Origin of the sequence: Geomonas paludis, assembly GCF_014193585.1 — a bacterium.
Classification (GTDB): domain Bacteria; phylum Desulfobacterota; class Desulfuromonadia; order Geobacterales; family Geobacteraceae; genus Geomonas; species Geomonas paludis.
The window spans coordinates 431,600-456,060 of sequence record NZ_BLXY01000003.1 but is presented as its reverse complement, the minus strand read 5'-3'; the positions used below and the strand labels follow the sequence as shown (position 1 = coordinate 456,060).

Genomic DNA, 24,461 nt, shown 5'->3' with positions numbered 1-24,461 from the left:
CCCATTAGTCGTTTCTAGGTTGGGAGCAGGCAAGATGTTACGTAAGATTTTGGCTTTTGTTGTCCTGGCAGTCCTCTTTTCCGTCGTGGTTTACAACCCCTCCGCCACTTCCGAGCCTGGCGCCAACCCGCAGGATCCGGCCAAGGAAGACCTCTCCCGGGTGGAATACCCGAGCCTCGCCAAGGTTCCCTGGCGCGCCCATTTCATCAAACCGCAGGAAACGCTGGAATCCCTTTACGGCGCCGACTGGGTCACCGTGGCCCGCTTCAACCGCATCGACCGGCGCCACGTCTATCCCGGCATGACCATCAAAGTCCCCGTCGATATCGCGGCCGCCCGTGATTACACCCCGATGCCCCAGGAGTACCCGGCGGCCAAGGGGTACGGCAAGTACATCCTGATCGACATGACCGAGCAGTGGATGGGTGCCTACGAAAACAGCAAGCTCAAGTTCTCCGCCCCCGCCGCGACCGGCGCCCCCGGTCACGAGACCCCCGTCGGCGTCTTCCGCATCGATGCCCGGCACCGCAACCACACCTCGTCGCTCTACAAGACCGAGGACGAGAGCGGCCAGTACCCGATGGACAACGCCATGCGCTTCCACATCGGCCCCGATAACGTCTCCTACTGGATCCACGCCCGCGACCTCCCCGGCAAGCCCGCCTCGCATGGTTGCGTCGGCCTCTACGACGAGGGGATGCAGAACCGGGTCTACGGCATCCCGGAAAAGCCGCAGCTGATCGACTCGCAGAAGTTCTACGCCTGGGCCGTGGGCGAGAACGAGTACGAGGAGGACACCGGCAACCTGGAGGAGCTTGAGGACGCACCCGTCGTCGAGGTGAGGGGAACCAACCCCGTTTACCGCAAGTAATAAGGCGCTATACTCTCCAGTTGTGCCCGCCACTGAATGTGAGGCGATCCCACTGTCACAGCTGGAGCTTTTGTGCAGGAACTTTTCAGAGAATACCTGCAGGTGCACGGCTACTGGGTGCTCTTTTTGGGGACCTTCCTGGAAGGGGAGGCCATCCTCATCTTCGCCGGCTTCCTCGCCTTCCAGGGGTATCTCAATATCTACCTGGTCATGCTTGCCGCGCTGGTCGGCTCCTTCCTCGGTGACCAGTTCTACTTCCACATCGGCCGCACCAAGGGGCCGCAGCTGCTGCGGCTCTTCACCACCTTCGCCAGGAAATTCAGGAAGGCCCTGCGCCTCATCGAGCGCTACGGCACCCTGGTCGCCTTCGTGTCCCGGTACACCTACGGTTTCCGCATCGTGCTACCCGTCATTCTCGGCATGACCACCTTTCCCTCGCGCCGCTTCCTCTACCTGAACTTTCTCTCAGCCCTTAGCTGGTCCATCCTCTTCTCCCTGGCCGGCTATCTCTTCGGCAAGACCGCCTCCTTGTTCATCGAGGATCTGCAGAGTTACGAGCCCTACCTGATGCTGGTTCTGGCCGGGATACTCGCCTGTCTGTGGTCCAGCCATTTCGTCGCGCAGAGGTGGCGCAAGCGTCATGCCAGGGCCAGGCTCAAGCGCATCAAGTCCAGTCCCCGCCGTCCCAAGGCCAACCACAACCACCGCTAGGGGACTGGCTCCGCCAGGTGCCTGTCCCCTTTTATCTCAGCATGTGGCTGCAAGTCAAAAGCAGTTACGCGAAGGCTCGAAGTAGTCGCGAAGTACGCGAAGGAAAGGCTTTTGGTTTCCCCAAAAAGGCTATCTTTGTGTTCTTCGCGGATTCTTTGCGTTCTTTGCGTAACTGCTTTTCAGCCTGTCAAAGTCAAAAGCAGTTACGCGAAGGGACGAAGTAGTCGCGAAGCACGCGAAGGGAGACTTTTGGTTTGTCCCCAAAGCTCTCATCCCGTTCTTTGCGGATTCTCTGCGCTCTTTGCGTAACTGCTTTTCTGACTCGTTTCTCCGGTTGTCAATTGCCCCTGCTTATGGTCTAATGCCGCCCGCGGCGCGTTTCCGGCCGCACATCCCGTAAAGAAAAGTGAAGGGCATTGCATGGATTTGAAGGAAAGAGTTTCCATCGTTTTGGTCGGGACCCAGAGCCCCGGCAACATAGGGATGGTCTGCCGGGCCATGAAGAACATGGGGCTGCGCGACCTGCGCCTGGTCAACCCCTGCCAGGTCGACCACCTGGACGCCATCAAGTTCGCCGTCTCCGCGCGCGACCTGTTGGAAAGCGCACGCGTCTTCACCTCCCTCGAGGATGCCCTGGCCGACAGCGAGTACTCGGTGGCGACCACCAGGCGCCACGGCAAGTACCGCGCCGAGATATCCACCCCGCCCGAGATCGTGGACCGTTTCGCCGCCTGCGCGCCCACCAGCCGCCTGGCACTGGTCTTCGGGCGCGAGGACAGCGGGCTCACCACCGACGAGGTGGCCATGTGCCGCTGGCAGTCCACCATCGAGACCGCCGACGAGTTCGGCTCCTTGAACCTGTCCCAGGCCGTACTCATTTTTTGCTACGAGTTCCTGAAGGGGGCCGCCCCGGCGCCGGTCAAGGCCGCGCGGGAACTGGCCGGGTCGGCCTCGCTGGAGCCGATGTACGCCCACATGGAAAAGACCTTCCTGAGGATCGGCTACCTGAACCCGCAGAACCCGGACCACATGATGCGCACCATGCGCCGCATCTTCTCCCGTGCCGAACTGGACGAGCGCGAGGTGGCTTCGCTGCGCGGCCTTCTGTCCCAGATCGACTGGGCCTGCGCCGAGTTCAAGGGGAAGAAGGGCGCCGGTTTTCCATAATTCTTAAAATGTGTTAAAGTTTGTCTCCGCTCCGCCGAAGGGATCAGGGTGAGGCGGAGGCTTTGTCTGGACCTGTTCTGCTGTAACTGACTGCGAGGGACCTACCGTGAAGATTCTCCTTACCAACGACGACGGTGTGCATTCCCCCGGCTTGGCCGCCCTGATCAAGCGGGTGTCCCAGGTGGCGGAGGTGGTCGTGGTGGCGCCGGACCGCGAGCAGAGCGCGGTCTCCCACGCGCTCACGCTGCACCACCCCCTGCGTGCCGCGCGCATCGCCGACAACGTCTACGCGGTGGAGGGGACCCCCACCGACTGCGTCAACCTGGGCATCCACAGCCTCCTTTCCTTCCGCCCCGACCTGGTCATCTCCGGGGTGAACCGCGGCGCCAACCTGGGCGACGACGTCACCTATTCCGGCACGGTGGCGGCCGCCCTGGAGGCGACCCTGATGGGTATCCCGGCGATCGCCGTCTCGCTGGTCACCCGCAGCGCCGGGGAGAACTTCGACTCCGCCGCCGCCTTCGCGGCGCAGCTGGCCCTGAGCGTGCAGCGCCGCGGCCTGCCGCGCGACACCTATCTCAACGTCAACGTCCCCGACCTCCCCGCGGCAGAGCTCCTCCCGGCGCAGATCACCCGCCAGGGGAAGCGCAGTTACGAGGGGACCATCGTGGACAAGGTCGATCCCCGCGGCCGGAACTACTACTGGATCGGCACTGTGGACTTGAGCTTCCAGGACGTTCCCGGCACCGATTACCACGCCGTTTCGCGCGGCCACGTCTCCATTTCGCCCCTGCACATCGACCTCACCAACCACGCCGCCATCGGCGAGTTGCAGGGGTGGGAACTGCCGTGATGCTGGACTTTTAGCACGTCATTTGTTATATTTCCCCGCTGCCAAAGATCGGGGGGGGAATGAATTCAGCTGTAGCACGCAAGAGGATGGTCGCCGAACTGGTGAAACGCGGTATCACGGACCAGCGGGTGATCAACACCATGCTGGAGTTGCCCAGACACATATTCGTCGAAGAGGCGATGGCCGCCCAGGCCTACAGCGACGGCTCCCTCCCCATCGGAGAGAAGCAGACCATCTCGCAGCCCTACATCGTGGCGCGCATGACCGAACTTCTTGCCCTTACCGGGCGGGAGAAGGTGCTGGAACTCGGCACCGGTTCCGGGTACCAGGCCGCCGTTTTGGCCACCCTGGCCGACCGCGTCTGCACCGTGGAGAGGATCCGCCCGCTGGCCATGAAGGCGCGCAAGGCGCTGGACAGCCTGAGGCTTTTGAACGTGAACCTGAAGATCGGTGACGGCACCGAGGGGTGGCCCGAGGAGGCGCCTTTCGACGCCATCCTGGTTACCGCCGGGGCTCCCGCCCTCCCGGAATGCCTGGTGGAGCAGCTGGCGCCCGGCGGGAGGCTGGTGATCCCGGTCGGGGACCGCGTGGACCAGAAACTGCTGGTGATACGGAAGGCGGCGGACGGCAGCGTGACCCGCGAGGAAGCGGATGACTGCCGCTTCGTGAGGCTGATCGGCAAAAACGGCTGGAACGACGAGTAGCAGCACAGGTTGCCCCACATCACTCTGGCTTTGCCAAAGGAGTCTGGCATGGAAAACGAAGAGCTTTTAGAGGAGAAGGATCCTCTCTTTCTGGATGGCGAACACGATCATGACCCGGACCCGGATGCCCTCGAACTCGAAGAGGTAGAGGAGGTCGAGGAGGCGGAAGAGGTCGAGGAAGAAGAGATCAAGGCCGCCGTGGTGGAGCACTTCGACGACGCCATCAAGCTCTACCTGCGCGAGATCCAGAAGACCAAGCTTCTGACCGCGGACGAGGAGAAGGAGCTGGCTGCGCGCATCGACCAGGGCGACAAGGCCGCGCGCGACCGGATGATCGTCTCCAACCTGCGCCTGGTGGTCAAGATCGCCAAGCGCTACATCAACCGCGGCCTTCCCTTCCTCGACCTGATCGAAGAGGGGAATATGGGACTCATCAAGGCGGTGGAGCGCTTCAAGCTCAGTAAGGAGTGCCGCTTCTCCACCTACGCCACCTGGTGGATCAGGCAGTCCATCGAGCGCGCCCTGGTGAACCAGTCGCGCACCATCCGCCTGCCGGTGCACGTCTCCGACGACATCAACAAGATGCTCCGCGTGACCCGCGAGCTGGTGCAGAAGATGAACCGCGAGCCGACCGTGAAGGAAGTGGCCGATGCGCTCGAGGTGAACGTAACCTACGTGCGCCGGCTCATGGTGCTTCTGAAGAAGACCTATTCCATCGAGCGCCCCATGGGGGAGAACAACGACTACTTCCTCATCGACACCATCGAGGACACCTCGACCATCTCGCCCGCGGTGCTCCTGGAGGACCTGAACAAGTACGAACTGGTCTCCAAGTGGTTCGAGACCCTCTCCGATGCCGAGAAAAAGATCCTGACCCTCCGTTTCGGCCTGGACGACAAGGATCCGCAGACGCTGGACACCATCGGGCGCAGCTTCGGCGTGACCCGCGAGAGGATCCGTCAGATCGAGGCGAAGTCGCTGGAGAAACTGAGGAAAATAGTGGAAGCCACCGACATAATGGGGCGCAGTGCAACTACTGGTAATTAAAGGAGCGGCCGTTGGACATGGAAGATCTTAAAAGCATCATCAGGAACATTCCCGATTTCCCCAAGAAGGGGATTCTCTTCAAAGACATCACCACGCTTTTAGGAGACGCCAAGTCGTTTCAGCGCATGGTAGACCTCATGTCCCACCGTTACGTGGGGCAGAAGATAGACAAGGTAGTCGGAGTCGAGGCCCGCGGCTTCATCATCGGCGCTGCCCTCGCGTACAAACTGGGTGCCGGCATCGTGCTGGTGAGAAAGCCGGGCAAGCTTCCCTCCAAGACCTTCAAGAAGACCTACGATCTCGAGTACGGCACCGACACCCTCGAGATCCATACCGATGCCTTCAACAAGGGCGACCGCGTGCTGATCGCCGACGACCTGTTGGCCACCGGCGGCACCATGGCCGCGGTCGTCGACATGATCAACAGCATGGACGTTGAGCTGGTTGAGTGCTGCTTCATGGCCGAGCTCGAGTTCCTGGAAGGCGCCAAGAAGCTGCCTGAGGGCAAAGTGTTCTCGTTGTTGAAGTTTTAATAAAACTTCTTGCCAAACAGGCGGTGGTATTGTATAAAGTCCGTCTGACTTGTCCCCGTAGCTCAGCAGGATAGAGCACTTCCCTCCTAAGGAAGGGGTCGGACGTTCGAATCGTCTCGGGGACGCCACAAAAATCAAATGGGTTACGGCAACATTGCTGTAGCCCATTTTTTTTGATAACTATCATGCAACGATCATCACCGTCAGTTATGTGGAGTTGGGAATGGATTCTGAACGCCTGGAAGAACGGGTATCGGACTACCTCAAAGCTCTGGCGCAGTTGGAAAAAGCCGGCAGTCAACCGAAGGATGAATTCCTCAGGGACTCTGTGATTCAGCGTTTCGAGTTTACCCATGAACTCGCCTGGAAAATGCTGAAGCTGCGCCTAGAGCAAGAGGATGTTTTTGCCAGGACGCCCCGCGAGACCTTGCAGTCTTCACTGGAAGCAGGTTTCATCGAGGACGGCAATGCATGGAGTGATTTGCAGAAGATGCGGAATCTGACCAGCCATACCTACAACGAGGAACTGGCCGAGGAGGTCTACTCATTCGTGGTGACGCAGGGTATGCTCCTTTTCCGGCAACTTGCGCAAAAGGCGGTGTCATGGCAGACGACGATCTGATTTACGGACTGGCGCGTCGGCACTATCTGGGGCTTGCTGCCGTTTTCAGTAAGTATGTCCATATAGATAAGGTGATGATATTCGGTTCACGCGCCAAGGGGACAGAAAAGCCGTACTCCGACATCGACCTCGCCGTGATCGCTCCTGAGATGGGGAGTGCTGAATTTTCACGCCTGCTGGACGAATTGGATGCGTTGGATCTGGTCTTTAAACTCGACGTGCTGCATTTTGACACATTGCCGCAGCCGAAGTTAAGGAAAACGATTGAGCTGCATGGCAAGCAGTTTTACCCACTGCACGAGACATAGAACATTGATAATGCAATTGTTACCTGCGTCTGCTCCAATTGATGATAAAAAGGTGTATGTAAATTTTGTTAGAGCACAGATGTTTGTATATCATCTTGCTATTTTGTTTTATAACTGTCTCAGTATAAATGGTTGTGAAAAGTTCAAGGAACTCTTAGAAAATTATGAGTTCCTCGAAGATATGGACTTAACTCTATTGTTTGATTGGGAGCACAAGTCTCTCTGCGCACCTCAAGCATTTGGGAAAATGCTGGTAGATTAGATGAGCAGCCAAGGGGACACATATAAGATCATAACTTCCTAACCTAAGGCCAAGGGGACGGGTATAAGAATATAAGTTTCTTTAAAGGCATAGGGGGATAAGAGGAGTCGGAGAAGGTGGGACACGACTTCCTGCTCTCTGTAGGGGCCTAAAAAAAACAAGGGGACACGTGAGAATATAACTTCCTGAGCAGGAAGTCATGATCTCATGTGTCCTCTTTTTGTTTGGGTATGCTATTCATGATTGTGGAGTGTGCTGGCGTTATCTGTTGAAAATACGCTGGAAATCTGTTAGGAATGTATTCGAGAATCTATTCACGAATCCATTCACAACACGAGGCATCATGTCCCGCGCGCAAGCTGATAACGAAGCGAGACTCCTGGCGTATCTCGCTACTGGCGTTCGCACCTCTGAAGACATTCAGGAGCGGCTCAACCTAAGCCAGCCTTCTGTCTCACGCCTCATCGCACGGGTATCCGAACAGGTCGTGATCATCGGTAACGCGCGCACAAGACGCTATACCACCAGACGGGATCTTCGAGGTCTTGGGGGGGAGTTCCCTGTTTTTAGCGTTGACGAAGACGGGAATGCTTCTTCTATCGGGGTGTTAAGCGCTATAGGGCATGACGAGTATCTGTGGCAGCCCAAAGGTGATGGCGCTGTTCAGTACAAAAGCCTGCCTTGGTTTCTCTCGGATCTTCGACCGGACGGCTTTACTGGGCGCGCTTTTGTTAGACGTCTGTCTGAAACTCTTTCTCTCCCGTCCCGTATATTCGATTGGACCGATGACCACGTGCTCGTGGCTCTCGCCTGTCGAGGCGAGGACCTGATGGGGAACTTGATCATCGGCAAGGAATCTCTGGACCGGTACTTCAGCTTGTCACATGAAAGGTTCGGTCTACTTACTCAGGACCAACTGGCAACAGCCTACCCGGTGATGGCGAAGAACGCTATGGAGGGACAACCGGTCGGGTCTTCTGCGGGAGGGGAACAGCCCAAATTTACCCTGAGGGTGGATCGGAAAGGGAAGATTGAGAATCTCCTGGTGAAATTCTCGCCTCCTGTTCATTCCGTTGAAGGACGTCGCTGGGCAGATCTTCTTATCTGCGAACACCTCGCCCTGGGCATAGTAAAGGAAATGGGGATACTCGCAGCAAAGACTTCCCTGGTTGAAGCTGAAGACAGGGTCTTTCTCGAGGTCACTCGTTTTGACAGGGTAGGGCGATGCGGTCGGCTGCCCATGATTTCTCTTCGCGCTATCGACAACGAATTCTACGGCCGGCAAGATAACTGGATTGCTGCTGCTGATAGAATGGAAGCTGACGGCAGGTTGAGCAGTGAGGATGCTCGCAACCTCAGATGGCTGTGGGTTTTCGGTGATCTCATTGCCAACACCGACAAGCATTTTGGCAATGTGTCTCTCGTTCCATTGTCTGTCGACCGCTTTACGCTCAGGCCGGCCTATGACATGCTTCCTATGCTCTACCGCCCCATGGATGGGGCCGCACCGGAGCGCACGTTTAGGCCACCCCCCTTCTCGACGCAGGCTGCTGACCAATGGGACTCTGCTCTGGCGGCGGCCATCACCTTCTGGGAGCGGGCCTCAGTCGATAAGAGAATCTCGGAAAGGTTCCGGCAAATAAGTCATGGTAATCTAGGGATAGTTCGGAGCCTGCAAAACGGCCCACGGCTGATTTCTTAGGGCATACCCAAAAGGGGCGTTTACACAAAATCCTTTACACGCCCTTACACGCCCGTATTCCGTTAAGGCTGAATGGGGGTATGGTTAGGGTTGATCGGTATGCCATTAAGGCTGAATGGGGGTATGGTTAGGGTTGATGGGTATGCCGTTAAGGCTGAATGGGGGTATGGTTAGGGTTGATCGGTATGCCGTTAAGGCTGAACGGGGGTATGGTTAGGGTTGATGGGTATGCCGTTAAGGCTGAATGGGGGTATGGTTAGGGTTGATCGGTATGCCGTTAAGGTTGAATGGAGGTATGGTTAGGGTTGATCGGTATGCCATTAAGGTTGAATGGAGGAATGGTTAGGGTTGATGGGTATGCCGTTAAGGCTGAATGGGGGTATGGTTAGGGTTAATCGGTATGCCGTTAAGGCTGAACTGGGGTATGGTTAGGGTTGGTCGGTATGCCGATAAGGTTGAATGGAGTACCGATCCGGGGTGATGGCCCTGCCGTACCGCATGGAGTACCGCTTTGAAAAGCAAACCCCTCGAGCGGAAGGTGTGGCCATCCGCCCGAGGGAACGAGGTGGGGGCATTCAGCTAACTAGCAGCAGGGGCGAGAGACTTCTTCCTCTTCAAGAGGGGCTGTACCACTGTGACCCCTGCCTGTAGCAATTCGGGGATATCAGCTTCGGTCGCGACGAGTTGAAGGTAGCCGGCAATCTTCTTGAACATTTCCACCAACTCTTTGATCGCCAAGTTACGCAAGTGGATCTGGATGCGGTCAAAGTTCGCGGCAGCCTGGATTTTTTGCTCCGCGTCGTCCAGCACTTCTTTTAGACGTACCAGGGAGACCGCCTGATCTGGCGGGTTGCGATACAGCGCGAGCCCGGATAAGCCGTTGTAGTAGCGTCTGCCGTTGGCCAGGAACACCGAAGGTCTACCGCGTAGGTCGAACTTTAGATGCAGCATGGTCACCTCCACTTTGCGGTTGGAAAACACTAAGCTTGCAAGCGTGACCACTATAGCGAACCAATCCTTTTACGCAATCCCCTTGAAAATTAAAATAAAGTCGAACCTTATCTTAATATAGGCGATCAGGGGCGTCGTTGATGTTTTAACGGCATGCCCGGAGAAACTGCTCGAAAGAGGGGGTGAATGTGGGGATAAGTAGTCCGCGTTGAGCGTCTGGGGGGCATTTACGACTTGGCTCGAGCATTAAGGTTACAAGGCATTTACGGGGTTTCCTATGGGCGATTTTTATGTTCGGCTGGAGAGTGTGCATGAGGGCATAGAGCGACGCCCTCGACCGGCTGCAGACGATAGGAAGGCACTGGCGTGCACGAAGGAACTGGAACAGCAGCGCCTGGTCTGTTTTAATTGTTTATCAGCTTGTGGGTAAGATCCAGTAGCAGGTCTTTGGCTTCACTTCTGGTGATTGCGACTGGTGTCTCATCGACAGTCAGAAAGATGGGGTCGGCGATCCTCCGTTGCGATATTTGTCTGACGAAGCCATGAAAGATGCCGGCCAGAGGTACATCAAGTTCCTTGCACCTCCGTTCTAGTGCTTGCTTTTCCTCTTCAGTTACCCGAACCGTAATGCTGACACGCCGAACCTTGTCGTTGCTGGATCCTAATGGTCTGCCTCTTTTCAGAATTCCTTTCATAACCGGGTCCTTTTCTAAATCTGTCTGCCACGCTGAACCCTTCGCGGCGAGAAATGACTTGAGGTCGTAGGCGGTTGGTAATTTTCGGCGCCGGAAGGACAGTCAAGCATAGCAAGCAGACTGCGTTACTGTGATATCTCGGCGGGTTGTCCTTCTACTGCTGCGATCATCTCTTCCAGGTGTTCCGAGAGTGCCTCGTACCAAAAATGAGGCTCCCGTGCTGCGGCCATTTCCTCCACCAGCAACGTAAGATGGTCAAAAGCTGAGTCCTCCGCCCGCAATCGAGGCGCCAGTGAATGATTGAGCATGGCGGTCTGCAGCCGGAGGAACTTCACCTCCAGTGTCAGAAACGATGTCTTTTGAAGATTGATTTCAGCAACCCGTTTTGCTGCCGCTTTCACTGAGAAGAATCGATCGTCCATGGCGTGCTCCTCACTGTTCGCAGAAAAAGTCGCCCCCCTCTCCAAAGAAGAGTAGGGGGGCAGTACAACAAACCAGGAGTTGATATTAGCATCTTCTTATTTAATCGTAAAGTCCATCTTCTGATTTAGAGAACGCCCTCAGCTGTAATAACTCCACCCCCCGATGGGTCTCATGCTACTGAAGGTTACTCCTAAGTCAGTGGCAAACCTTTGAGTTGCAAGTCAAATTTTGTCTTGAGAGTATTCTACTGCTTCATCCCTTTCCGAATTTTCACTATATACCTTCAGCTTCGGGCGCAATCGTAGTAAGAGATTTTCTTAACCTTCAATGGGTGGAGCGCAGTACGGCGTGACATCGTTGTACAGCCATTGGAGTAGCATGGCTGGCTTGTCACATATTCAATGGGCGGGGTGTCGCTCAAAGTACTACAGGCGGACGGGCGCCCCTCGCCATTTCAAAGACTCCTTTATCGCTTCCAGTACCCGGACAACCCTTAAACCTGCGCGACCATCGTTGATAGGGGTTATATCGTTGGATATGCAACTCAGGAAGTATTGCACCTCTTTTTTCAACGCCTCACCTTCGGGTACCTTTGGGGCCCACATGTCACCGCTTCGGTAAGCCATCATCATGCCGTCGTGATAGGCGCCCTTGTCGTATACCTTGATTTTTTCGTCATTTTCCAGATCGTTCCATACCAACATCTTGTTCTGGCCACCTATCAGGGTCGTGCGCACCTTCACTGGTGAAAGCCAGTTTACATGGAGGTGTGCGATCACGTTGTCAGGAAAATAGAGTGTAACGTAGGCGACATCTTCATTGGAGTTAAAGTGCGAGACGCCGGTAGCAGTGACAGTTGTAGGTGGCAAACCGATCAAATAATCCATGATAGAGATGTCGTGAGGTGCAAGGTCCCACAGGACGTTCACATCTTTTTGAAACAGGCCAAGGTTTACTCTGACCGAATCGAAATAGTACAAGTCCCCAAGGATCTTGTTGTCCAGGAGTTCTTTGATTTTATTGACGGCCCCAGTGAACAGAAACGTGTGGTCTACCATTATTTTCAGATGCTTTCTGTCGGCAAGCTCGATCAACTGCTCCGCTTGTGCTCCTGATGCAGTGAAAGGCTTTTCTACGAAGACATGTTTTCCATTTTCAAGTGCCAAACGGGCAATCTCGAAATGTAACGATACCGGAGTAACGATAGCCACTATATCGATATCGGTCCGTAGCACCAGTTCCTGGTAACTATGTACCAATTCGGCATCCGGGAAGTCTGCCTGTGCACGGCAAAGCGACTTCTGGTCCGTATCACAGATTGCAGTCACTTTTGCGCCAGGTGTTTGATGAAAATTCCTCGCGACATTAGGCCCCCAGTACCCGTATCCCACGATGCCCACGTTTATCATGATGTCCTCGCTGATTGAGTTGTTATCTGAAGTTGGCGCTAACCGCAGAGAGCGGAACCAGTCTAGCCCAGGGTGAGAATTTTTAAATAGAGGGAAATTCTGGCGGGCAGGTAGGGTTATTTCTGTGGTGACCCGGTGCGCCGGTGTTACGGGTGCTGGGAAAGGGATGAGTCCGGCTTGTAAGGCATAGACAGCGTGGGTGATGCTGTTTAAAAGACGGTATTGCGGAATACCAAACGAGTTCGATTGGCGGTTGCGGAGTTGTTGGTAATGCAAAATTCAAAGGAAGATTATAATTTTTTGGAGAGAGAGGGGATTGCTTACCTCATTTAATAGCTGATGAGCTTGTTGGTAAGATCCAGCAGCAGGGCTTTGGCCTCGCTCCTGGTGATTGCGACTGGTGTCTCGTCGACAGTCACAAGGATGGGATCATCGATCTTCCGCTGCGAGATTTGGCGGATGAAGCCATGAAAGATACCGGAGAGGGTTACATCAAGTTCCTTGCTCCTTAATTCCAGGACTTGTTTTTCCTCCGCGGTTACCCGAACGGTGATGTTGATTCGCCGAACGGATGTGCCGTTGCTGGACCCTAATGGCCTCCCTCTTTTTCGAATTTCCTTCATCATGCAGTCCTCTTGCAAGTTCATGTGACATACTCCCTGGCACTAGGCAGTGGGTAAACTGAAGATCCTCGCAACGCCAGTTTACCGCAAGATTAGTGTCGTTGAATAAAGTTAGTTTCTCTATACGGATAGGATTTTCTCTGAGAGTTATCAGCTCACCACACCTTCACCACCATATTCTCGTTGACGTCACATTCCCCGAGGTAGACCACTGACGGCGCCACACGGTGGGGCCTGGCTAGCTCGATCCTTAAACTCCGCGCCCCTTTACACCTGAAGCGACCGAAACCCAGCCCGCAGTCCACGGCTTGGAAATCCATTGGCTGGTGATACCCTCCTACTGGTCAATGCCGGCGTCACATCCCGACAGATGGTGAGGGATCTCTGTGGGGAACTAACAAAGAGGTGTGACATGAAGGAAAAGGTCTGCGTGGTCTGCCTTAAGGCTTTCGCCGCTTCGGTAGCAGCGGTGATGGCGTACGTTCTTGATGGCCGCACCAACGATGCTCCCGCTCCTCACGGCATACTGTCTGGTCCAGAACGGCCCCCGACGCGTCAGTTGAATCTTGGGCTCTGCCCGGAGCATGAGGAGTATTTCAAAGAAGGGCTGGTTGCCGTGATCGAGATAGAAACGGTGAAAAGCCAGGAGGAGTATGACGCCATGGCGTCGCAGGCCGAGGGCAGGACGGGTAACATCATATACCTGCCGAAGGAGGTAGTCGTGAGGTTGGCAGACTTTCCGCCCAACAATGCCGTGGTCTTTTGTGAACAGGAACCGTTCGAACGACTCAAGGAGGCGTCAAAGAACGTGTGGTCATAGTTTGGGAGGAAGCCGTGAGTGACTTCAACCCGCTGTTCAAAATACCGATTCGGTTGCAACTCCTGCTTGTTGTCGCCATTGTTGCTATACCTGCAGCGGGCATCATCATCTACTCAGGAGTCCAAAGCAGAAATCAGGCAATAGAACATGCCCGGGTCGAAACACAAACCGTGGTGGGGTTGGTAGCGTCGGAACAAAGACTTATGCTCGCGTCCGCTCAGCAACTCCTGATGACCTTGGCCCAGTTGCCTGAGATCAACGAAAAAGAGGCAACCAATACCACGTTTTTCCTGAGGCGCATTCTCAGGTTACATCCCACCATCGGCAACATTTTCGTCGCTGACCGCGCAGGCTCCATCTGGGCCTCCGCTGCCCCCATCGAGAAAAAAATCAACGTGGCCGATCGACGCTACTTCAAAAACGCGATCGCAACCGGGCACCTCTCTTCAGGCGAATACCAAATCGGCAGGATCTCCCATAAACCCAGCCTCAATTTCGGGTACCCATACTGGGACAGTCGAGGGAGATTGACAGGGGTAATCTGCGTTTCTCTTGACATGCAGCGTTACAAGGATCTGTTGGAGCAATTTCGCCCCTCCGGGCGGACCCATATGGTGCTCATAGATTACCATGGCGTGGTGCTGTTCGGCGTACCCCAGCGTGGGCCACAGACGGGAAAACCATTTGATCAAAGACTATTCAAGTGGATGCAGCAGGGACCAGATACTGCCACATCGATGGCCTCCGACCTTGCTGGCGACTCTCCAGGAGAGAAGCGATACGTAAGCTACCAGAAGCTGCGGCTACAGGGTGAGCCAACTCCCTACATGTATGTGTGGGTGGGTATCCCGGTCGAGTCTGCCCTGTCGGCCGCTACGTCGCGGCTGGTAAAGAACATGTCGCTGCTTGGGCTGGTCCTCATCTCCGCACTTTTGCTGGCATTGCTTATCGGCAAGTATTCCATCTGTGACAGGATCATCGTTTTGGAAAGGGCCTCCTTAGGCGTCGCCAATGGCGAGCTTGGGATGAGAGTGTCAGATGCCGTTAGGGGAGGCGAGCTCGGAAGGTTGGCTGAAACCTTCGATGCCATGACAAGAGAGCTGTTGTCGAGGGAGCAAATACTTGGTGAAAAACAAAGGCTGCTGGAAGACCTTAACGCTAACCTTGAGCAACGGGTCACTGAGGCAGTCGCTGAATTACGGAAGAAGGATCAGATGCTGATACAGCAGGGTCGTCAGGCGGCAATGGGAGAGGTCCTCGGAAATATCGCTCATCAATGGCGTCAACCGCTCAACTTGCTAGGACTGATCATTCAGGAATTAGGGGTGCTCTACGACCACAAACTTCTGAGCAAGGAAAACATTGACAGCAGTACCCAAAAAGCCATGACGGTGATCAATGCGATGTCAAAGACGATAGACGAATTCGGTTCCTACTTCAGGCCCGACCACACAAAGAAGGTTTTCAGCGTTAGCACTGCTTTGTCAAAGACCTTATCCCTTATCTTGCCAATGATGAACAATCAGCACATCGAGGTAAAGATATCAAAGATGGAGCCTGTTGAAGTCTATGGGTTTGAAACAGAGTACGCACAGGTTCTTCTTGCGATCCTTACCAATTGTAAAGATGCTTTTGAAAATGTCGCAGTTGAAAGACGGCGCATTATTGAGATAACCGTCAGCAGGTTGGACAAGAAGTCTGTGGTAACAGTTGCCGACAACGCTGGGGGAATACCCCCGGGCATAATTGACAAGATCTTCGACCCCTATTTCACCACCAAGGGGCCCGATAAGGGCACTGGGATAGGACTTTACATGGCAAAGACCATTGTAGAGCAACACATGGGGGGACAACTAACAGTGCGCAACATTGGGGATGGGGCAGAATTCAGGGTTGAAGTTTGACCCCTGCCGAACCTCAGCTTATGTACAACCCCGCCTCAGAACTCCTATCTTTATTTTCGTCCATGCTGCGCACGCCGTCCTTCCCTGCGGGCTGTTTCTCAACAAGGCACTTCGCACCAGTACCTTCCGGTCCCATGCACTGGTGCTCCCCTACGCTCTTAGTCCAAAAACAGGCAACTTCCCGTGGCAACGCGTGCCAGTATTCCCCTTGATACTCGCTCTTCAGATGGGTCAGCAGGTCCCGGTACAGGACTGGGTGATACTCTTCGAAGTTGGGGGGGGCGTCAAAACTCATGTAGTCTGGATGGGTAATGAGCAGCACCATGCCACCGTGGTCGGCGATCCAGCGCAACTTTTCCTTCCAGATGGAGGTGTCTTTCTCGCGGAAGATGACAAAGAGTGTGAAATCCTGCGGCAAGGTGTAGGGCAGTTCGACGTACTCCCTGCCGGCAACAGCGGTCTGGTGGACCGGGAAAATGGTCCCCAACGGGTCCGGCTGGGGCTCAAATGGGTCGGAGTCGAAGGAGGAAGCCTCGTAGCAGATGTTCAGCGCGTGCAGCCACTGGTAATTGTGGTAGACGCAGGGTGAACGAAAACCAACGGCGCCCCACTCTTTGAGGTAGCCGTTGATCTTGACAGCGTGCCTGGCGAAAGTTTCTGCGGATTCGTACAGCTTCCTGTTATGCTCCAGCCCGTGCACTCCCACCTCAAACCCTTCCTGGACCAGCTTGTGACGCAGGGCTGCTGGAACATGGTACTCTTCCGCAACGAAGTTGAAGCAGGAGCGAAACCCCAACTCCCGTTCCAGAGTCATGAGTTGCTCGCATCTCTGCACCCCGCGCGCGGTATCTACATCGTGGGTGAGCACAACGGCGAATTTTTTCCCGTGTGGCCACCCCTTGAATCCAGGCGGCGGCTGGCCGGCTGCGGGATCTATGGGCCAGGTGCTACGGTACCTCGCCCTTTTGAGTCTCGCCACCACTCCCCGCAGGACAAGCTGAAGTCTGCGCGGGAGAAATGGCTTTAGGTGGTAGTAGGTGCGGGCAAGTCTCTCATTCAATCCGGATGTCATGAAGGCTCCCAGTTGATTGGCCAGGTTTAAAATCGAGGCTACTATAGCCGACCGTTTGCTGTACGCAACGCCCCCAGAAAAGCTGAGGTCCTCTTCCCCAGGGCTGCAGGGGAAGCATAGAAGTGTTGGTCGCGGTTAGTGGCATAGCCTGATCCGCGCTGCAAGAGTCCAGCCGCTGCATACTCTCGCCTACATATCCCGTCTTCGCACAGTTCCCACTGAGAAACACTTTACCGCTCTCTCCGTCGCGAACCTTATCTATCGGACTACTGCATATACGAAGAAAACTGCGCCGTTGCCTCAGAAACACGAGACCAATGACAGTATTCCGCTGCATTTGGGCTGAGGGGGAGGGGAACCTTGTCAATAGTCAATGGCGCACTTTCCTCAGGGAAAGCCTCTATTTGCAACACGCATCCAAAATCAATGGCAGCTTTTTTTGCAGCCACGCCGCAGGGTTAGCTGACCCCGTCGGGGAAATTCCTCTCAATGAAACCGACCAGTCCCAGGCACAACCTCCCGTTGCAATATCAGGCTTTGGTTTTAAATTATCCGTTAGAAAAATTAATCAATTTTAATTCTGCGAGTGCTTACCGCTCGCTCTGCACGTTTTGTTTCAGATTACTTCCCAGGCAGGGCTAGGGATTGGCAACGGGGGGAATGAGATGAATATCCTTACCATCGTGCTTTTTGCGCTGTTGTCTGCGCTGTCTTTTACGGTTTCAGGTTGCGACAGCCACTCTAATCCCGGAAGGTTCAACGTAGCTAACCTCACCCTGCATCAAAGTATCAGCGTAAGCCCTTCCTCAATGGACCCCACACCTCATCTGCTTTCTTAGCGGTTTGTTTTGAGTACGTAAGGACCGGTTTGCTTCTGGGAACGGCATTGGGTCGTTTCGTGGAGCTTCGACCACCACACAAACAGTTAAAAAGGAGAATGGAACATGGAAAAACTTACCAAGATGTATGTCCAGATGCAGACGAAGTTGCAGGACCAGAAAGGGGCGACCATGGTTGAGTACGGCCTCATGGTAGCGCTCATTGCAGCGGTGAGTGTGGTCGTCGTGGGAGCACTGGGGGGGGAGGTAAATGATGCTTTCCAAAAAGTTGTCGATGGCTTTACCCCCCCTGCTGGGTAATTGGATGACTTCATTGGGCCTGCCGCGTCTATCCGCTGTATCCGTCAATGTTGCTATCCGACGGGTTCTCAATCTGTACAAAGGAGCGTGAAGCGCTGCTTTACCCGGCCCGTTAAAGTCGGCACGAGTAAATACTAAGGGAGGATTGGCGGCTTCCGTCTCTCCTCCCGCTATTAAACTTTCGAGGGGCCCAATAATGGCACCACGCGACCAAAACGGACAGGCACTTGTGGAATTGGCGATCTTACTCCCGCTGTTGCTCCTCATCGTGTTCGGCATAACCGAGTTCGGCAGAGCCATGTACATCACAAATTCCCTGACCAACGCTGCGCGCGAAGGAGCACGTAAAGCCTCCGTAAGCCCAAATGACCCGACTGCGGAACCGACACTGGCGGCCCTGCGGAGTCATGTCGCCGAGGCATGCCCTTTCCCTATCAAAGCGGCGGCGGTCACCATAGAATCGACATCAATGCCCCCCCAGCACGGGGCGAGCACTATAACGGTAACAGTTCCCTATGACTTCACATCCGTCATAGACCTCATCGACTTGAACTTAACCTTGAGGGGGCAGGCCTCGATGTTCTACGAGTAGTCGAGCCACCATGCGCCAGGAGGAATCATGACCAGACCCACCCCCATGACCACCATAGCGGTCGTTGCCCTTTTGCTAGGAGGAATGGCAACCCTGCTGGCAAACCACTATCTCAAGAAACAAGCGGCCAAGCCGTTTCAAGGTGTACCCATAGCATCGGCGTCAGTGGATCTGCCGCTAGGAACCAAGCTGAACGGGACCCAGGTGAAAATGGTGACCTGGCCCAAGGATGCCGTCCCTGCCGGTGGCTATACCGATCCTACGCCGTTGGTCGGGCGGGTTCTGATCCGCCCTGTCAGCGCCGGCGACATGATAACGGAATCGAAGCTCATGCCGCAGAAACCAACAGGCGGCATCATGACCTACATAGTGCCGCAGGGGCATCGCGCCGTAACGGTATCGGTAAACGAGGTGGCTGGTGTAGCCGGCTTCATCACACCTAACAGCCGGGTCGACGTTCTGCTGACCATTCCACGACCCGGAAGCACCAATGACAAGGACAACATCAGCAAGATCATCCTGCAAAACGTGCCTGTCCTTGCCACCGGCCAAGTGACCGAACAAAAGGAAGGGGGCAAGCCCGGGGTGGTGCCGACGGTAACGCTGGACGTGACACCCGAGGAGGCGGAGAAGTTGGTCGTGGGCACCAAGAAGGGGTCGCTCCAGTTGCTGTTGAGGAACGTCATCGACGTCGCATCGATAGATACCAAGGGTGCCACAGTATCCAAGGCCCTGGGAGCAGCGGATATGCAGCAGCGTACCGTCGTTGTGCGCACACCTGCGCAGCCCAAAAAGACGGCGGTCAGGCCGGTCGTGGCGGCGTCCCCGCCTCCTCCTGCGCCGGTGAAATATCAGGTGGAGGTTTTCAGGGGTGGGGCGAAGTCCCTGCGGGAGTTTGCGCCGGATTAGGGGGAAGGTTGCCGGGACAGGCATGCCTGAAGTCCGGTCGGGAACTGGTCGGGTTCGCTGCTGGCACTTAACACTATTTTCATATCGAGGTGACTTGATGAAACCGTTCACAACCGGAAAGAACGCCTGCCTGCTGTTGATACTTTTAGTGGTCATCTTACCCATGTCATCGCTAGCCGCTGTCCCTACAGAGGTCGTGGTGAACCGGAGTGTGCTGCTCAACCTCAACACCAAGTCTGAACGTGTCTCCATAGCCGCACCCCAGGTTGCGGAACTCGTGATCATTTCCCCTACCCAACTTGAAATCATCGGAAGGAAGGTCGGGGCAACGACGCTGATAGTCTGGGAGGCGGGGGGCAAAAGCACGTTTTTCGACGTCAGGGTCAAGCGGGACGTGAGTGTCATCGAGAGCCAGATGGAACTGCTGCAGGACCAGATCCAGGACATCGCCCCAAACGACACGATAAAGGTTGATTACGCCAACGACACCATCGTGCTTTCCGGCAAGGCCGCCAACGAGCAGACCGTGGCAAAGGCGGTGGAGTTGGCGCGGGCTTATGCGGTGAAAGGCGACACGGCGGGAGAGAAAATCCCCTCGGCGGAAAGCGGCCTCGACACCTCCGCACCACCATACCAGTACGTGGACAACCGCAACGAGAAGGAAACGTCTAGGCCGCCGGGGGGGAATCAAACGGCTGTGACCGTGCTGAACCATGTGGAGATAGATGAGCCTCAGCAGGTTGTTCTGGAGGTGAAAGTCGCCCAGGTGGACAAGAGCGCTCTCAAATCCCTGGGCATCAGCGCCTTTGTGCGAGGGAACAGCGCCGAAGGATTCTCAAATCTGGTCGGAGCTCCGTCTGGTCAGCTCACAGTACGCAACCCGGATGGTTCCATAAGATCCCAGGCTACCGGCATAGCCGGGCCTGTTCCGGGGCTGGCCAGTTTCAACCCCCTTGATCAGTACCAGTTGGGCGTATCCCTCTTCGATGCGGGGGTAGGGGCCGTCCTGAGGGCCCTTGTCAGCAAGAACCTCGCGAAGGTCCTGGCCGAGCCTAACCTCATGGTGCAAAGCGGGCAGGCGGGGAAATTCCTCGCCGGCAGCAGAATCCCTTTCTCTTACGTCTCGGGTGTCGGAGCCCTTTCCAGTACATCGATCCAGTTCATCGATGTCGGGGTGAAGCTCAACTTTAGGCCGGAGGTCCTGGAAAACGGGTTGATTTCGTTGCGAATCGAACCAGCTGAGGTAAGCAGCATTACAGGAGTGCTGGCGGTGAATGGCTATCCCATCATCGACACCCGCGAAGTGCGCACCCGCGTGAAGCTCAGAAACGGCGAAAGCCTGATACTGGCCGGGCTGCTGCAGGAAGAGGCCATAAAGGCGATGTCCAAGATCCCCATCCTGGGAGACATACCCATTTTGGGCGCCCTGTTCCGCTCCACCCAGGACGACATCAAGGAAAAGGAGCTTGTCTTTTTCATCACCCCAAGGTTGGCCATGGCCAATGCCCCCGGCAGCAAGATCCCGCTCCCCACGGACAAACCGCTCACTCCCGAGCAGGAAAAGGAGTTTCAATGGATACCCCTGCCCAAGTAGGTCGTAACGAGAAGGGGATGGTGCTGATCTACGTGGCCATCCTGGTGGTGCTCCTGTTCGGTTTTTTGGGATTGGCAGTGGACACTGGGCGCCTTTTCAAGGTGCGCACTGAACTGCAAAACGCCGCCGATGCCGCGGCCTTGAAAGGAGCCTATCACCTCTACACGGTGCCCACGGATCCCACCGAGCTTCCAGTGCTGCAGTGGGACGTGGCCCGCCTGCAGGCCGAGCAGATGATCACGGAAAACCGCTCGGACAACATCGCGCTCAAAGACGCCGTAGTCGAGGTCGGGTACTGGAACATGAGCAGCCATACGCTGCAGTCGACGACCCTGGCTGCTCCTACCGCACATGATGTTCCTGCGGTCAGGGTTGTGGCCTCCCGCTCGGCGGGAAACAACGGCGGCCCGGTGGCCAATTTCTTCATGCAGTTGTTCAAAGAGCCAGAGACTGCAGTTGGTTCACGGCCCGCTGTCGCAGTAAAGGGCGCGCCCAGCGCCATGCCCCCGGGAGGGCTTTTCCCCATGGCACTCTCCAGTTGCATGACCGATTCCTACTTCAAACAGAACCCTCTGCCGGACCCTCCGCCGACGATAAAGATCTATGGCCCTTATGGGCCCGGGGGGCCGAACTGCTACTCAGGTCAGTGGACCTCGTTTAAAACCGGCGCCAGCGATACCGACACTCTCAGGGATCTCATGTACGAAGGCAATTCGGGCACGCTGGCAACCGGAGATTACATTTTTATAGAACCGGGCGCCAAGGCCGCTGCCTACAGCCCCATACTGACCAACTGGCTCCCGGAAGGAGGAAAGGACGTCATCATGGCCGTAGTCAACACCTACACCAGTGACGGCAGCGACCCACTCTCCTCCAAAGGAGAACTTCAGATAACAGGTTTCGCAACTTTTCACATCGACACGGCTGTCGGCGGAAGTGACAAGGCCGTCTATGGCCATTTCATCGGGTTTTCCACCACCCCCCCGGGGGCCACGCCAGGCGGCCCCTTCTCCGGCGCCTTGACCCTGCCGGTCTTGGTGCAGTAGAAGCGCCCTGATCAAGAAAGGAACCTTCGCATGAAACAAGTAACGGCTTATGTGGTTGACAGCGATGCGGATGCTACGGCCCACATCAGGCAGATGCTGGGCAGCATGGCTGACAACGTGCGCCTGTTGGGGGCCGCCAGGACACTGCAGGAAGGACTGCAGGACATTCAGACCTGCCACCCCAACATAGTCCTTCTGGAGGTCAAGGACCTGGAAAGGGGAGCCAAGGAAACGGAGTTCCTGCTCTCGCGCTGCCCGAACAGTGCAACCTTTGTAAGCAGCGCCACGCTCAGTCCGGAGTGGATTCTCAAGCTGATCAGGGCGGGGGCCAGCGAATACTTGAGCAGACCTGTCTCGGCCTCCGAGCTTGCCGATGCGGTCAGAAAAGTCGCCAAGTCTCACGCCGTGTCGAGTAGTTCCGTCGGCCACAAGGGAGAGATTTTTGCGGTGTATCACCCTTCAGGCGGGGTAGGCACCACCACCGTAGCTGTTAATCTGGCCGCGACGCTGGCAGTTAGGGGATACAGCACCGCCTTGATGGACCTGAACTTTTGCGGCGCCGATGTCAGCGCGTATCTGGATTTGACGCCCCGTTACACCATGGCTTGCATGGTGCCCAAGGCCGGACAGGTCGACGCGAATTTCCTGAAGAGCATCATGATGCCGCACAGTTGCGGTGTCGAGATTTTGGACGGCCCTGATCAGCCCAGGGAGGCGAGCCGGATCGGTCCCGGTCTGATCCAGGAGACGCTTGCCCTGCTCCGTACCTGTTTCGATTACACAGTCATCGACACCGGCGGCGAGCTCTCTGAAAAAAATCTTGCCGCCTTCGAGTTGTCGGACCGCGTGCTCTTCACAACAGTGCTGAACATCCCCGGCCTCAGGACCGGGCAACGCTACCTGCGCGCGCTGGCGGGCGAAGGGCATGGTCCGGAACGGGTTAAATTGGTGGTGAACAGGCACCTTCCCAGAGACGAAATCAAGGTGACGGATGCCGAGAAGGTGATGGGGACCAGGGCTCTTCACGTGTTACCCAACAGCTACGCCGACCTTAGGGTGGCCATAACCAGGGGGACGCCGGTGATCCGCTGTCTCCCCAAGTCGCCTTTCAGTAAATCGATGGACCAACTGGCCCGGCTGTTGTGCCCGGAAAAGGCCAACGCCAAAACCGCACCGTAATGGAGGGCATATGGTCTTTACCAGCTATCAAACAAATCATGCACTGTCACCGCACCGTGCACCGCTTTCCTTCCAGGATTTGAAAAGCCGTATCCACAGCCTGCTCATAGATCGAATAGACCTGACTAAACTTGAGCTCTTGAGAAGCGGTGAGTTGGAAGGCGAGATCGGCGCTGTGATTGAGAAACTCATCGTCGAGGAAGGAGTACCACTAAGCAAGCAGGAAAAGGAGAGGCTCGTCATGGAGGTGCAGCACGAGACTTTCGGGTATGGTCCTCTTGAGCCGCTGCTGAGTTCCCCCGACATATCGGATATTCTGGTGAACAACTACTTCAGCACCTACATCGAGCGCAACGGCAAACTGGAAAAGACCACTGTAACCTTTCGCGACAATACGCATCTGCTACAGATCATCGAGCGCATCGTTACCCGGGTGGGAAGAAGAATCGACGAGTCATCCCCCTTCGTCGATGCCCGCATGCCCGACGGCTCCCGGGTCAACGCAATCATTCCGCCGTTGGCACTGGACGGGCCGGCCCTCTCCATTCGGCGGTTCGGGACGGTGCCGCTCAGGATGACCAACCTCATCGAGTTGGGAACGCTCGACCACCGGTTGGCGGCCCTCATCGAGGGGGCCGTGAAAACGCGACTGAACATCCTGGTCTGTGGTGGCACTGGCACCGGCAAGACCACGCTGCTCAACGTCATCTCCGAATTCATCCCGGAAAGTGAACGCATAATCACCATCGAGGACTCGGCCGAACTGCAATTGAAACAGGACCACGTGGTGCGGCTGGAAACTCGCCCGGCAAACATAGAAGGTACCGGTGAAGTGAATCAGCGCGACCTGGTACGCAACGCGTTACGCATGCGCCCGAACCGGATCATAGTGGGCGAGGTGCGTGGCGGGGAAGCACTGGATATGCTGCAGGCCATGAACACCGGGCACGACGGCTCCATTTCCACCATTCACGCCAACACGGTGCGCGACGCCTTGTCACGGCTTTCGACAATGGTCATGATGGCGGGCATGGAACTGCCGGACCGGGTCATCAAGGAACAAATCGCATCGGCCATCAACATCATCATCCACCTGGTGCGGTTTCCGGATGGCACCCGCAGGATCGTCAAGTTTGCGGAAGTAATCGGAATGGAAGGCGAAACCATCACTATGCAGGACATCATCTGCTTTCAGCAAACCGGGGTGGACGAAGCGGGGCGGGTGCAGGGCCGATTCCATACCACCGGTGTCCGGCCCCGTTTTGCAGACCACCTGAAGACCCACGGGTTCACTCTGCAGCAGAACATTTTCCAAGGGGGGTAGT

The 24,461-nt window shown here is 55.9% G+C and carries 26 protein-coding genes and 1 tRNA gene; 22 read left to right on the top strand and 5 right to left on the bottom strand.

Annotated elements, in window-relative coordinates:
- Positions 1-34: 34 nt before the first annotated feature.
- The 12 genes from H7687_RS11920 (at position 35) to yjjJ (ending at position 8,780) form a co-directional block, all read left to right on the top strand.
- Positions 35-871, top strand: coding sequence for a L,D-transpeptidase family protein (locus H7687_RS11920; RefSeq protein WP_183347597.1), 837 nt, complete (start codon positions 35-37; stop codon positions 869-871).
- Positions 872-943: 72 nt separating this feature from the next.
- Positions 944-1,582: a DedA family protein gene (locus H7687_RS11915; RefSeq protein ID WP_183347596.1), complete on the top strand. Its 639-nt coding sequence runs from the start codon at positions 944-946 to the stop codon at positions 1,580-1,582.
- Between the two features lie 420 nt (positions 1,583-2,002).
- Positions 2,003-2,749, top strand: a complete 747-nt coding sequence (locus H7687_RS11910; RefSeq protein ID WP_183347595.1) for an RNA methyltransferase — start codon at positions 2,003-2,005, stop codon at positions 2,747-2,749.
- A gap of 106 nt (positions 2,750-2,855) precedes the next feature.
- Positions 2,856-3,602 (top strand): 5'/3'-nucleotidase SurE, encoded by a 747-nt coding sequence (gene surE / locus H7687_RS11905; RefSeq protein ID WP_183347594.1) that lies wholly within the window; start codon positions 2,856-2,858, stop codon positions 3,600-3,602.
- A gap of 59 nt (positions 3,603-3,661) precedes the next feature.
- Entirely contained in the window at positions 3,662-4,306 is a 645-nt protein-coding gene (locus tag H7687_RS11900; protein WP_183347593.1) for a protein-L-isoaspartate(D-aspartate) O-methyltransferase, read from the top strand.
- Between the two features lie 48 nt (positions 4,307-4,354).
- Positions 4,355-5,353 (top strand): sigma-70 family RNA polymerase sigma factor, encoded by a 999-nt coding sequence (locus H7687_RS11895; protein WP_183347592.1) that lies wholly within the window; start codon positions 4,355-4,357, stop codon positions 5,351-5,353.
- Between the two features lie 17 nt (positions 5,354-5,370).
- Positions 5,371-5,886, top strand: coding sequence for an adenine phosphoribosyltransferase (locus H7687_RS11890; protein WP_183347591.1), 516 nt, complete (start codon positions 5,371-5,373; stop codon positions 5,884-5,886).
- Between the two features lie 51 nt (positions 5,887-5,937).
- Positions 5,938-6,014, top strand: a tRNA-Arg gene (locus H7687_RS11885).
- Positions 6,015-6,109: 95 nt separating this feature from the next.
- Entirely contained in the window at positions 6,110-6,508 is a 399-nt protein-coding gene (locus H7687_RS11880; RefSeq protein ID WP_183347589.1) for an HI0074 family nucleotidyltransferase substrate-binding subunit, read from the top strand.
- Positions 6,490-6,816 (top strand): nucleotidyltransferase domain-containing protein, encoded by a 327-nt coding sequence (locus tag H7687_RS11875; RefSeq protein WP_183347587.1) that lies wholly within the window; start codon positions 6,490-6,492, stop codon positions 6,814-6,816. The genes H7687_RS11880 and H7687_RS11875 overlap by 19 nt, the downstream gene beginning before the upstream one ends.
- On the top strand, positions 6,782-7,078 hold the full coding sequence (locus tag H7687_RS22205) for a putative phage abortive infection protein (RefSeq protein ID WP_371877571.1): 297 nt from the start codon (positions 6,782-6,784) through the stop codon (positions 7,076-7,078). The genes H7687_RS11875 and H7687_RS22205 overlap by 35 nt, the downstream gene beginning before the upstream one ends.
- A gap of 199 nt (positions 7,079-7,277) precedes the next feature.
- A complete protein-coding gene (gene yjjJ / locus H7687_RS11865; protein WP_183347583.1) occupies positions 7,278-8,780 on the top strand; it encodes a type II toxin-antitoxin system HipA family toxin YjjJ in 1,503 nt (500 codons plus the stop codon).
- A gap of 579 nt (positions 8,781-9,359) precedes the next feature.
- Here yjjJ and H7687_RS11860 read toward each other — a convergent pair.
- The 4 genes from H7687_RS11860 to H7687_RS11845 form a co-directional block, all read right to left on the bottom strand.
- Positions 9,360-9,731, bottom strand: coding sequence for a hypothetical protein (locus H7687_RS11860; protein WP_183347581.1), 372 nt, complete (start codon positions 9,729-9,731; stop codon positions 9,360-9,362).
- Between the two features lie 820 nt (positions 9,732-10,551).
- Complete coding sequence (locus tag H7687_RS11855) at positions 10,552-10,848, bottom strand: hypothetical protein (RefSeq protein WP_183347578.1); 297 nt, start codon at positions 10,846-10,848, stop codon at positions 10,552-10,554.
- A gap of 426 nt (positions 10,849-11,274) precedes the next feature.
- A complete protein-coding gene (locus tag H7687_RS11850) occupies positions 11,275-12,258 on the bottom strand; it encodes a Gfo/Idh/MocA family protein (protein WP_183347575.1) in 984 nt (327 codons plus the stop codon).
- A 329-nt stretch (positions 12,259-12,587) separates the two neighbouring features.
- Positions 12,588-12,884 (bottom strand): hypothetical protein, encoded by a 297-nt coding sequence (locus H7687_RS11845; protein WP_183347573.1) that lies wholly within the window; start codon positions 12,882-12,884, stop codon positions 12,588-12,590.
- A 409-nt stretch (positions 12,885-13,293) separates the two neighbouring features.
- Here H7687_RS11845 and H7687_RS11840 point away from each other — a divergent pair, with 409 nt between their 5' ends.
- Positions 13,294-13,701 (top strand): hypothetical protein, encoded by a 408-nt coding sequence (locus H7687_RS11840; RefSeq protein ID WP_183347571.1) that lies wholly within the window; start codon positions 13,294-13,296, stop codon positions 13,699-13,701.
- A 14-nt stretch (positions 13,702-13,715) separates the two neighbouring features.
- Positions 13,716-15,605 (top strand): sensor histidine kinase, encoded by a 1,890-nt coding sequence (locus H7687_RS11835; protein WP_183347569.1) that lies wholly within the window; start codon positions 13,716-13,718, stop codon positions 15,603-15,605.
- A gap of 13 nt (positions 15,606-15,618) precedes the next feature.
- On the opposite strand, the gene H7687_RS11830 is transcribed toward H7687_RS11835, so the two are convergent.
- On the bottom strand, positions 15,619-16,419 hold the full coding sequence (locus H7687_RS11830; RefSeq protein ID WP_246404802.1) for a polysaccharide deacetylase family protein: 801 nt from the start codon (positions 16,417-16,419) through the stop codon (positions 15,619-15,621).
- Between the two features lie 575 nt (positions 16,420-16,994).
- On the opposite strand from H7687_RS11830, the gene H7687_RS11825 reads away from it, so the two are divergent.
- The 8 genes from H7687_RS11825 (at position 16,995) to H7687_RS11790 (ending at position 24,460) form a co-directional block, all read left to right on the top strand.
- The gene (locus H7687_RS11825) at positions 16,995-17,255 is read left to right on the top strand and encodes a hypothetical protein (RefSeq protein WP_183347567.1); all 261 of its coding nucleotides are present in this window, start codon (positions 16,995-16,997) and stop codon (positions 17,253-17,255) included.
- A 366-nt stretch (positions 17,256-17,621) separates the two neighbouring features.
- Positions 17,622-17,816 carry a Flp family type IVb pilin gene (locus tag H7687_RS11820; protein WP_246404800.1) on the top strand — a complete coding sequence of 65 codons (195 nt, stop codon included), beginning with the start codon at positions 17,622-17,624 and terminating at the stop codon, positions 17,814-17,816.
- Positions 17,817-18,012: 196 nt separating this feature from the next.
- Positions 18,013-18,408, top strand: coding sequence for a TadE family protein (locus H7687_RS11815; RefSeq protein WP_183347564.1), 396 nt, complete (start codon positions 18,013-18,015; stop codon positions 18,406-18,408).
- A gap of 27 nt (positions 18,409-18,435) precedes the next feature.
- Positions 18,436-19,317, top strand: coding sequence for a Flp pilus assembly protein CpaB (cpaB, locus tag H7687_RS11810; protein WP_183347561.1), 882 nt, complete (start codon positions 18,436-18,438; stop codon positions 19,315-19,317).
- A 97-nt stretch (positions 19,318-19,414) separates the two neighbouring features.
- Entirely contained in the window at positions 19,415-20,911 is a 1,497-nt protein-coding gene (locus H7687_RS11805; protein WP_183347559.1) for a type II and III secretion system protein family protein, read from the top strand.
- A 17-nt stretch (positions 20,912-20,928) separates the two neighbouring features.
- Positions 20,929-21,957, top strand: a complete 1,029-nt coding sequence (locus tag H7687_RS11800) for a pilus assembly protein TadG-related protein (protein WP_183347557.1) — start codon at positions 20,929-20,931, stop codon at positions 21,955-21,957.
- Positions 21,958-21,987: 30 nt separating this feature from the next.
- Complete coding sequence (locus H7687_RS11795; protein ID WP_183347555.1) at positions 21,988-23,136, top strand: CpaE/TadZ family protein; 1,149 nt, start codon at positions 21,988-21,990, stop codon at positions 23,134-23,136.
- Positions 23,137-23,146: 10 nt separating this feature from the next.
- A complete protein-coding gene (locus H7687_RS11790; RefSeq protein WP_183347553.1) occupies positions 23,147-24,460 on the top strand; it encodes a TadA family conjugal transfer-associated ATPase in 1,314 nt (437 codons plus the stop codon).
- The last annotated feature ends 1 nt before the right edge of the window (position 24,461 follow it).

What these genes read in the sequence shown, in the direction of transcription:
- H7687_RS11800 (WP_183347557.1), top strand. Translation starts at nt 20,929, where the DNA reads ATGGTGCTGATCTACGTGGCCATCCTGGTGGTGCTCCTGTTCGGTTTT.
- H7687_RS11820 (WP_246404800.1), top strand. Translation starts at nt 17,622, where the DNA reads ATGGAAAAACTTACCAAGATGTATGTCCAGATGCAGACGAAGTTGCAG.
- yjjJ (WP_183347583.1), top strand. Translation starts at nt 7,278, where the DNA reads ATGATCTCATGTGTCCTCTTTTTGTTTGGGTATGCTATTCATGATTGT.
- H7687_RS11840 (WP_183347571.1), top strand. Translation starts at nt 13,294, where the DNA reads ATGAAGGAAAAGGTCTGCGTGGTCTGCCTTAAGGCTTTCGCCGCTTCG.
- H7687_RS11860 (WP_183347581.1), bottom strand. Translation starts at nt 9,731, where the DNA reads ATGCTGCATCTAAAGTTCGACCTACGCGGTAGACCTTCGGTGTTCCTG.
- H7687_RS11855 (WP_183347578.1), bottom strand. Translation starts at nt 10,848, where the DNA reads ATGGACGATCGATTCTTCTCAGTGAAAGCGGCAGCAAAACGGGTTGCT.
- H7687_RS11850 (WP_183347575.1), bottom strand. Translation starts at nt 12,258, where the DNA reads ATGATAAACGTGGGCATCGTGGGATACGGGTACTGGGGGCCTAATGTC.
- H7687_RS11880 (WP_183347589.1), top strand. Translation starts at nt 6,110, where the DNA reads ATGGATTCTGAACGCCTGGAAGAACGGGTATCGGACTACCTCAAAGCT.
- H7687_RS22205 (WP_371877571.1), top strand. Translation starts at nt 6,782, where the DNA reads ATGGCAAGCAGTTTTACCCACTGCACGAGACATAGAACATTGATAATG.
- cpaB (WP_183347561.1), top strand. Translation starts at nt 18,436, where the DNA reads ATGACCAGACCCACCCCCATGACCACCATAGCGGTCGTTGCCCTTTTG.
- H7687_RS11795 (WP_183347555.1), top strand. Translation starts at nt 21,988, where the DNA reads ATGAAACAAGTAACGGCTTATGTGGTTGACAGCGATGCGGATGCTACG.
- H7687_RS11815 (WP_183347564.1), top strand. Translation starts at nt 18,013, where the DNA reads ATGGCACCACGCGACCAAAACGGACAGGCACTTGTGGAATTGGCGATC.
- H7687_RS11920 (WP_183347597.1), top strand. Translation starts at nt 35, where the DNA reads ATGTTACGTAAGATTTTGGCTTTTGTTGTCCTGGCAGTCCTCTTTTCC.
- H7687_RS11895 (WP_183347592.1), top strand. Translation starts at nt 4,355, where the DNA reads ATGGAAAACGAAGAGCTTTTAGAGGAGAAGGATCCTCTCTTTCTGGAT.
- H7687_RS11805 (WP_183347559.1), top strand. Translation starts at nt 19,415, where the DNA reads ATGAAACCGTTCACAACCGGAAAGAACGCCTGCCTGCTGTTGATACTT.
- H7687_RS11830 (WP_246404802.1), bottom strand. Translation starts at nt 16,419, where the DNA reads ATGACTCTGGAACGGGAGTTGGGGTTTCGCTCCTGCTTCAACTTCGTT.
- H7687_RS11825 (WP_183347567.1), top strand. Translation starts at nt 16,995, where the DNA reads ATGACAGTATTCCGCTGCATTTGGGCTGAGGGGGAGGGGAACCTTGTC.
- H7687_RS11890 (WP_183347591.1), top strand. Translation starts at nt 5,371, where the DNA reads ATGGAAGATCTTAAAAGCATCATCAGGAACATTCCCGATTTCCCCAAG.
- H7687_RS11790 (WP_183347553.1), top strand. Translation starts at nt 23,147, where the DNA reads ATGGTCTTTACCAGCTATCAAACAAATCATGCACTGTCACCGCACCGT.
- H7687_RS11845 (WP_183347573.1), bottom strand. Translation starts at nt 12,884, where the DNA reads ATGATGAAGGAAATTCGAAAAAGAGGGAGGCCATTAGGGTCCAGCAAC.
- H7687_RS11900 (WP_183347593.1), top strand. Translation starts at nt 3,662, where the DNA reads ATGAATTCAGCTGTAGCACGCAAGAGGATGGTCGCCGAACTGGTGAAA.
- H7687_RS11910 (WP_183347595.1), top strand. Translation starts at nt 2,003, where the DNA reads ATGGATTTGAAGGAAAGAGTTTCCATCGTTTTGGTCGGGACCCAGAGC.
- H7687_RS11875 (WP_183347587.1), top strand. Translation starts at nt 6,490, where the DNA reads ATGGCAGACGACGATCTGATTTACGGACTGGCGCGTCGGCACTATCTG.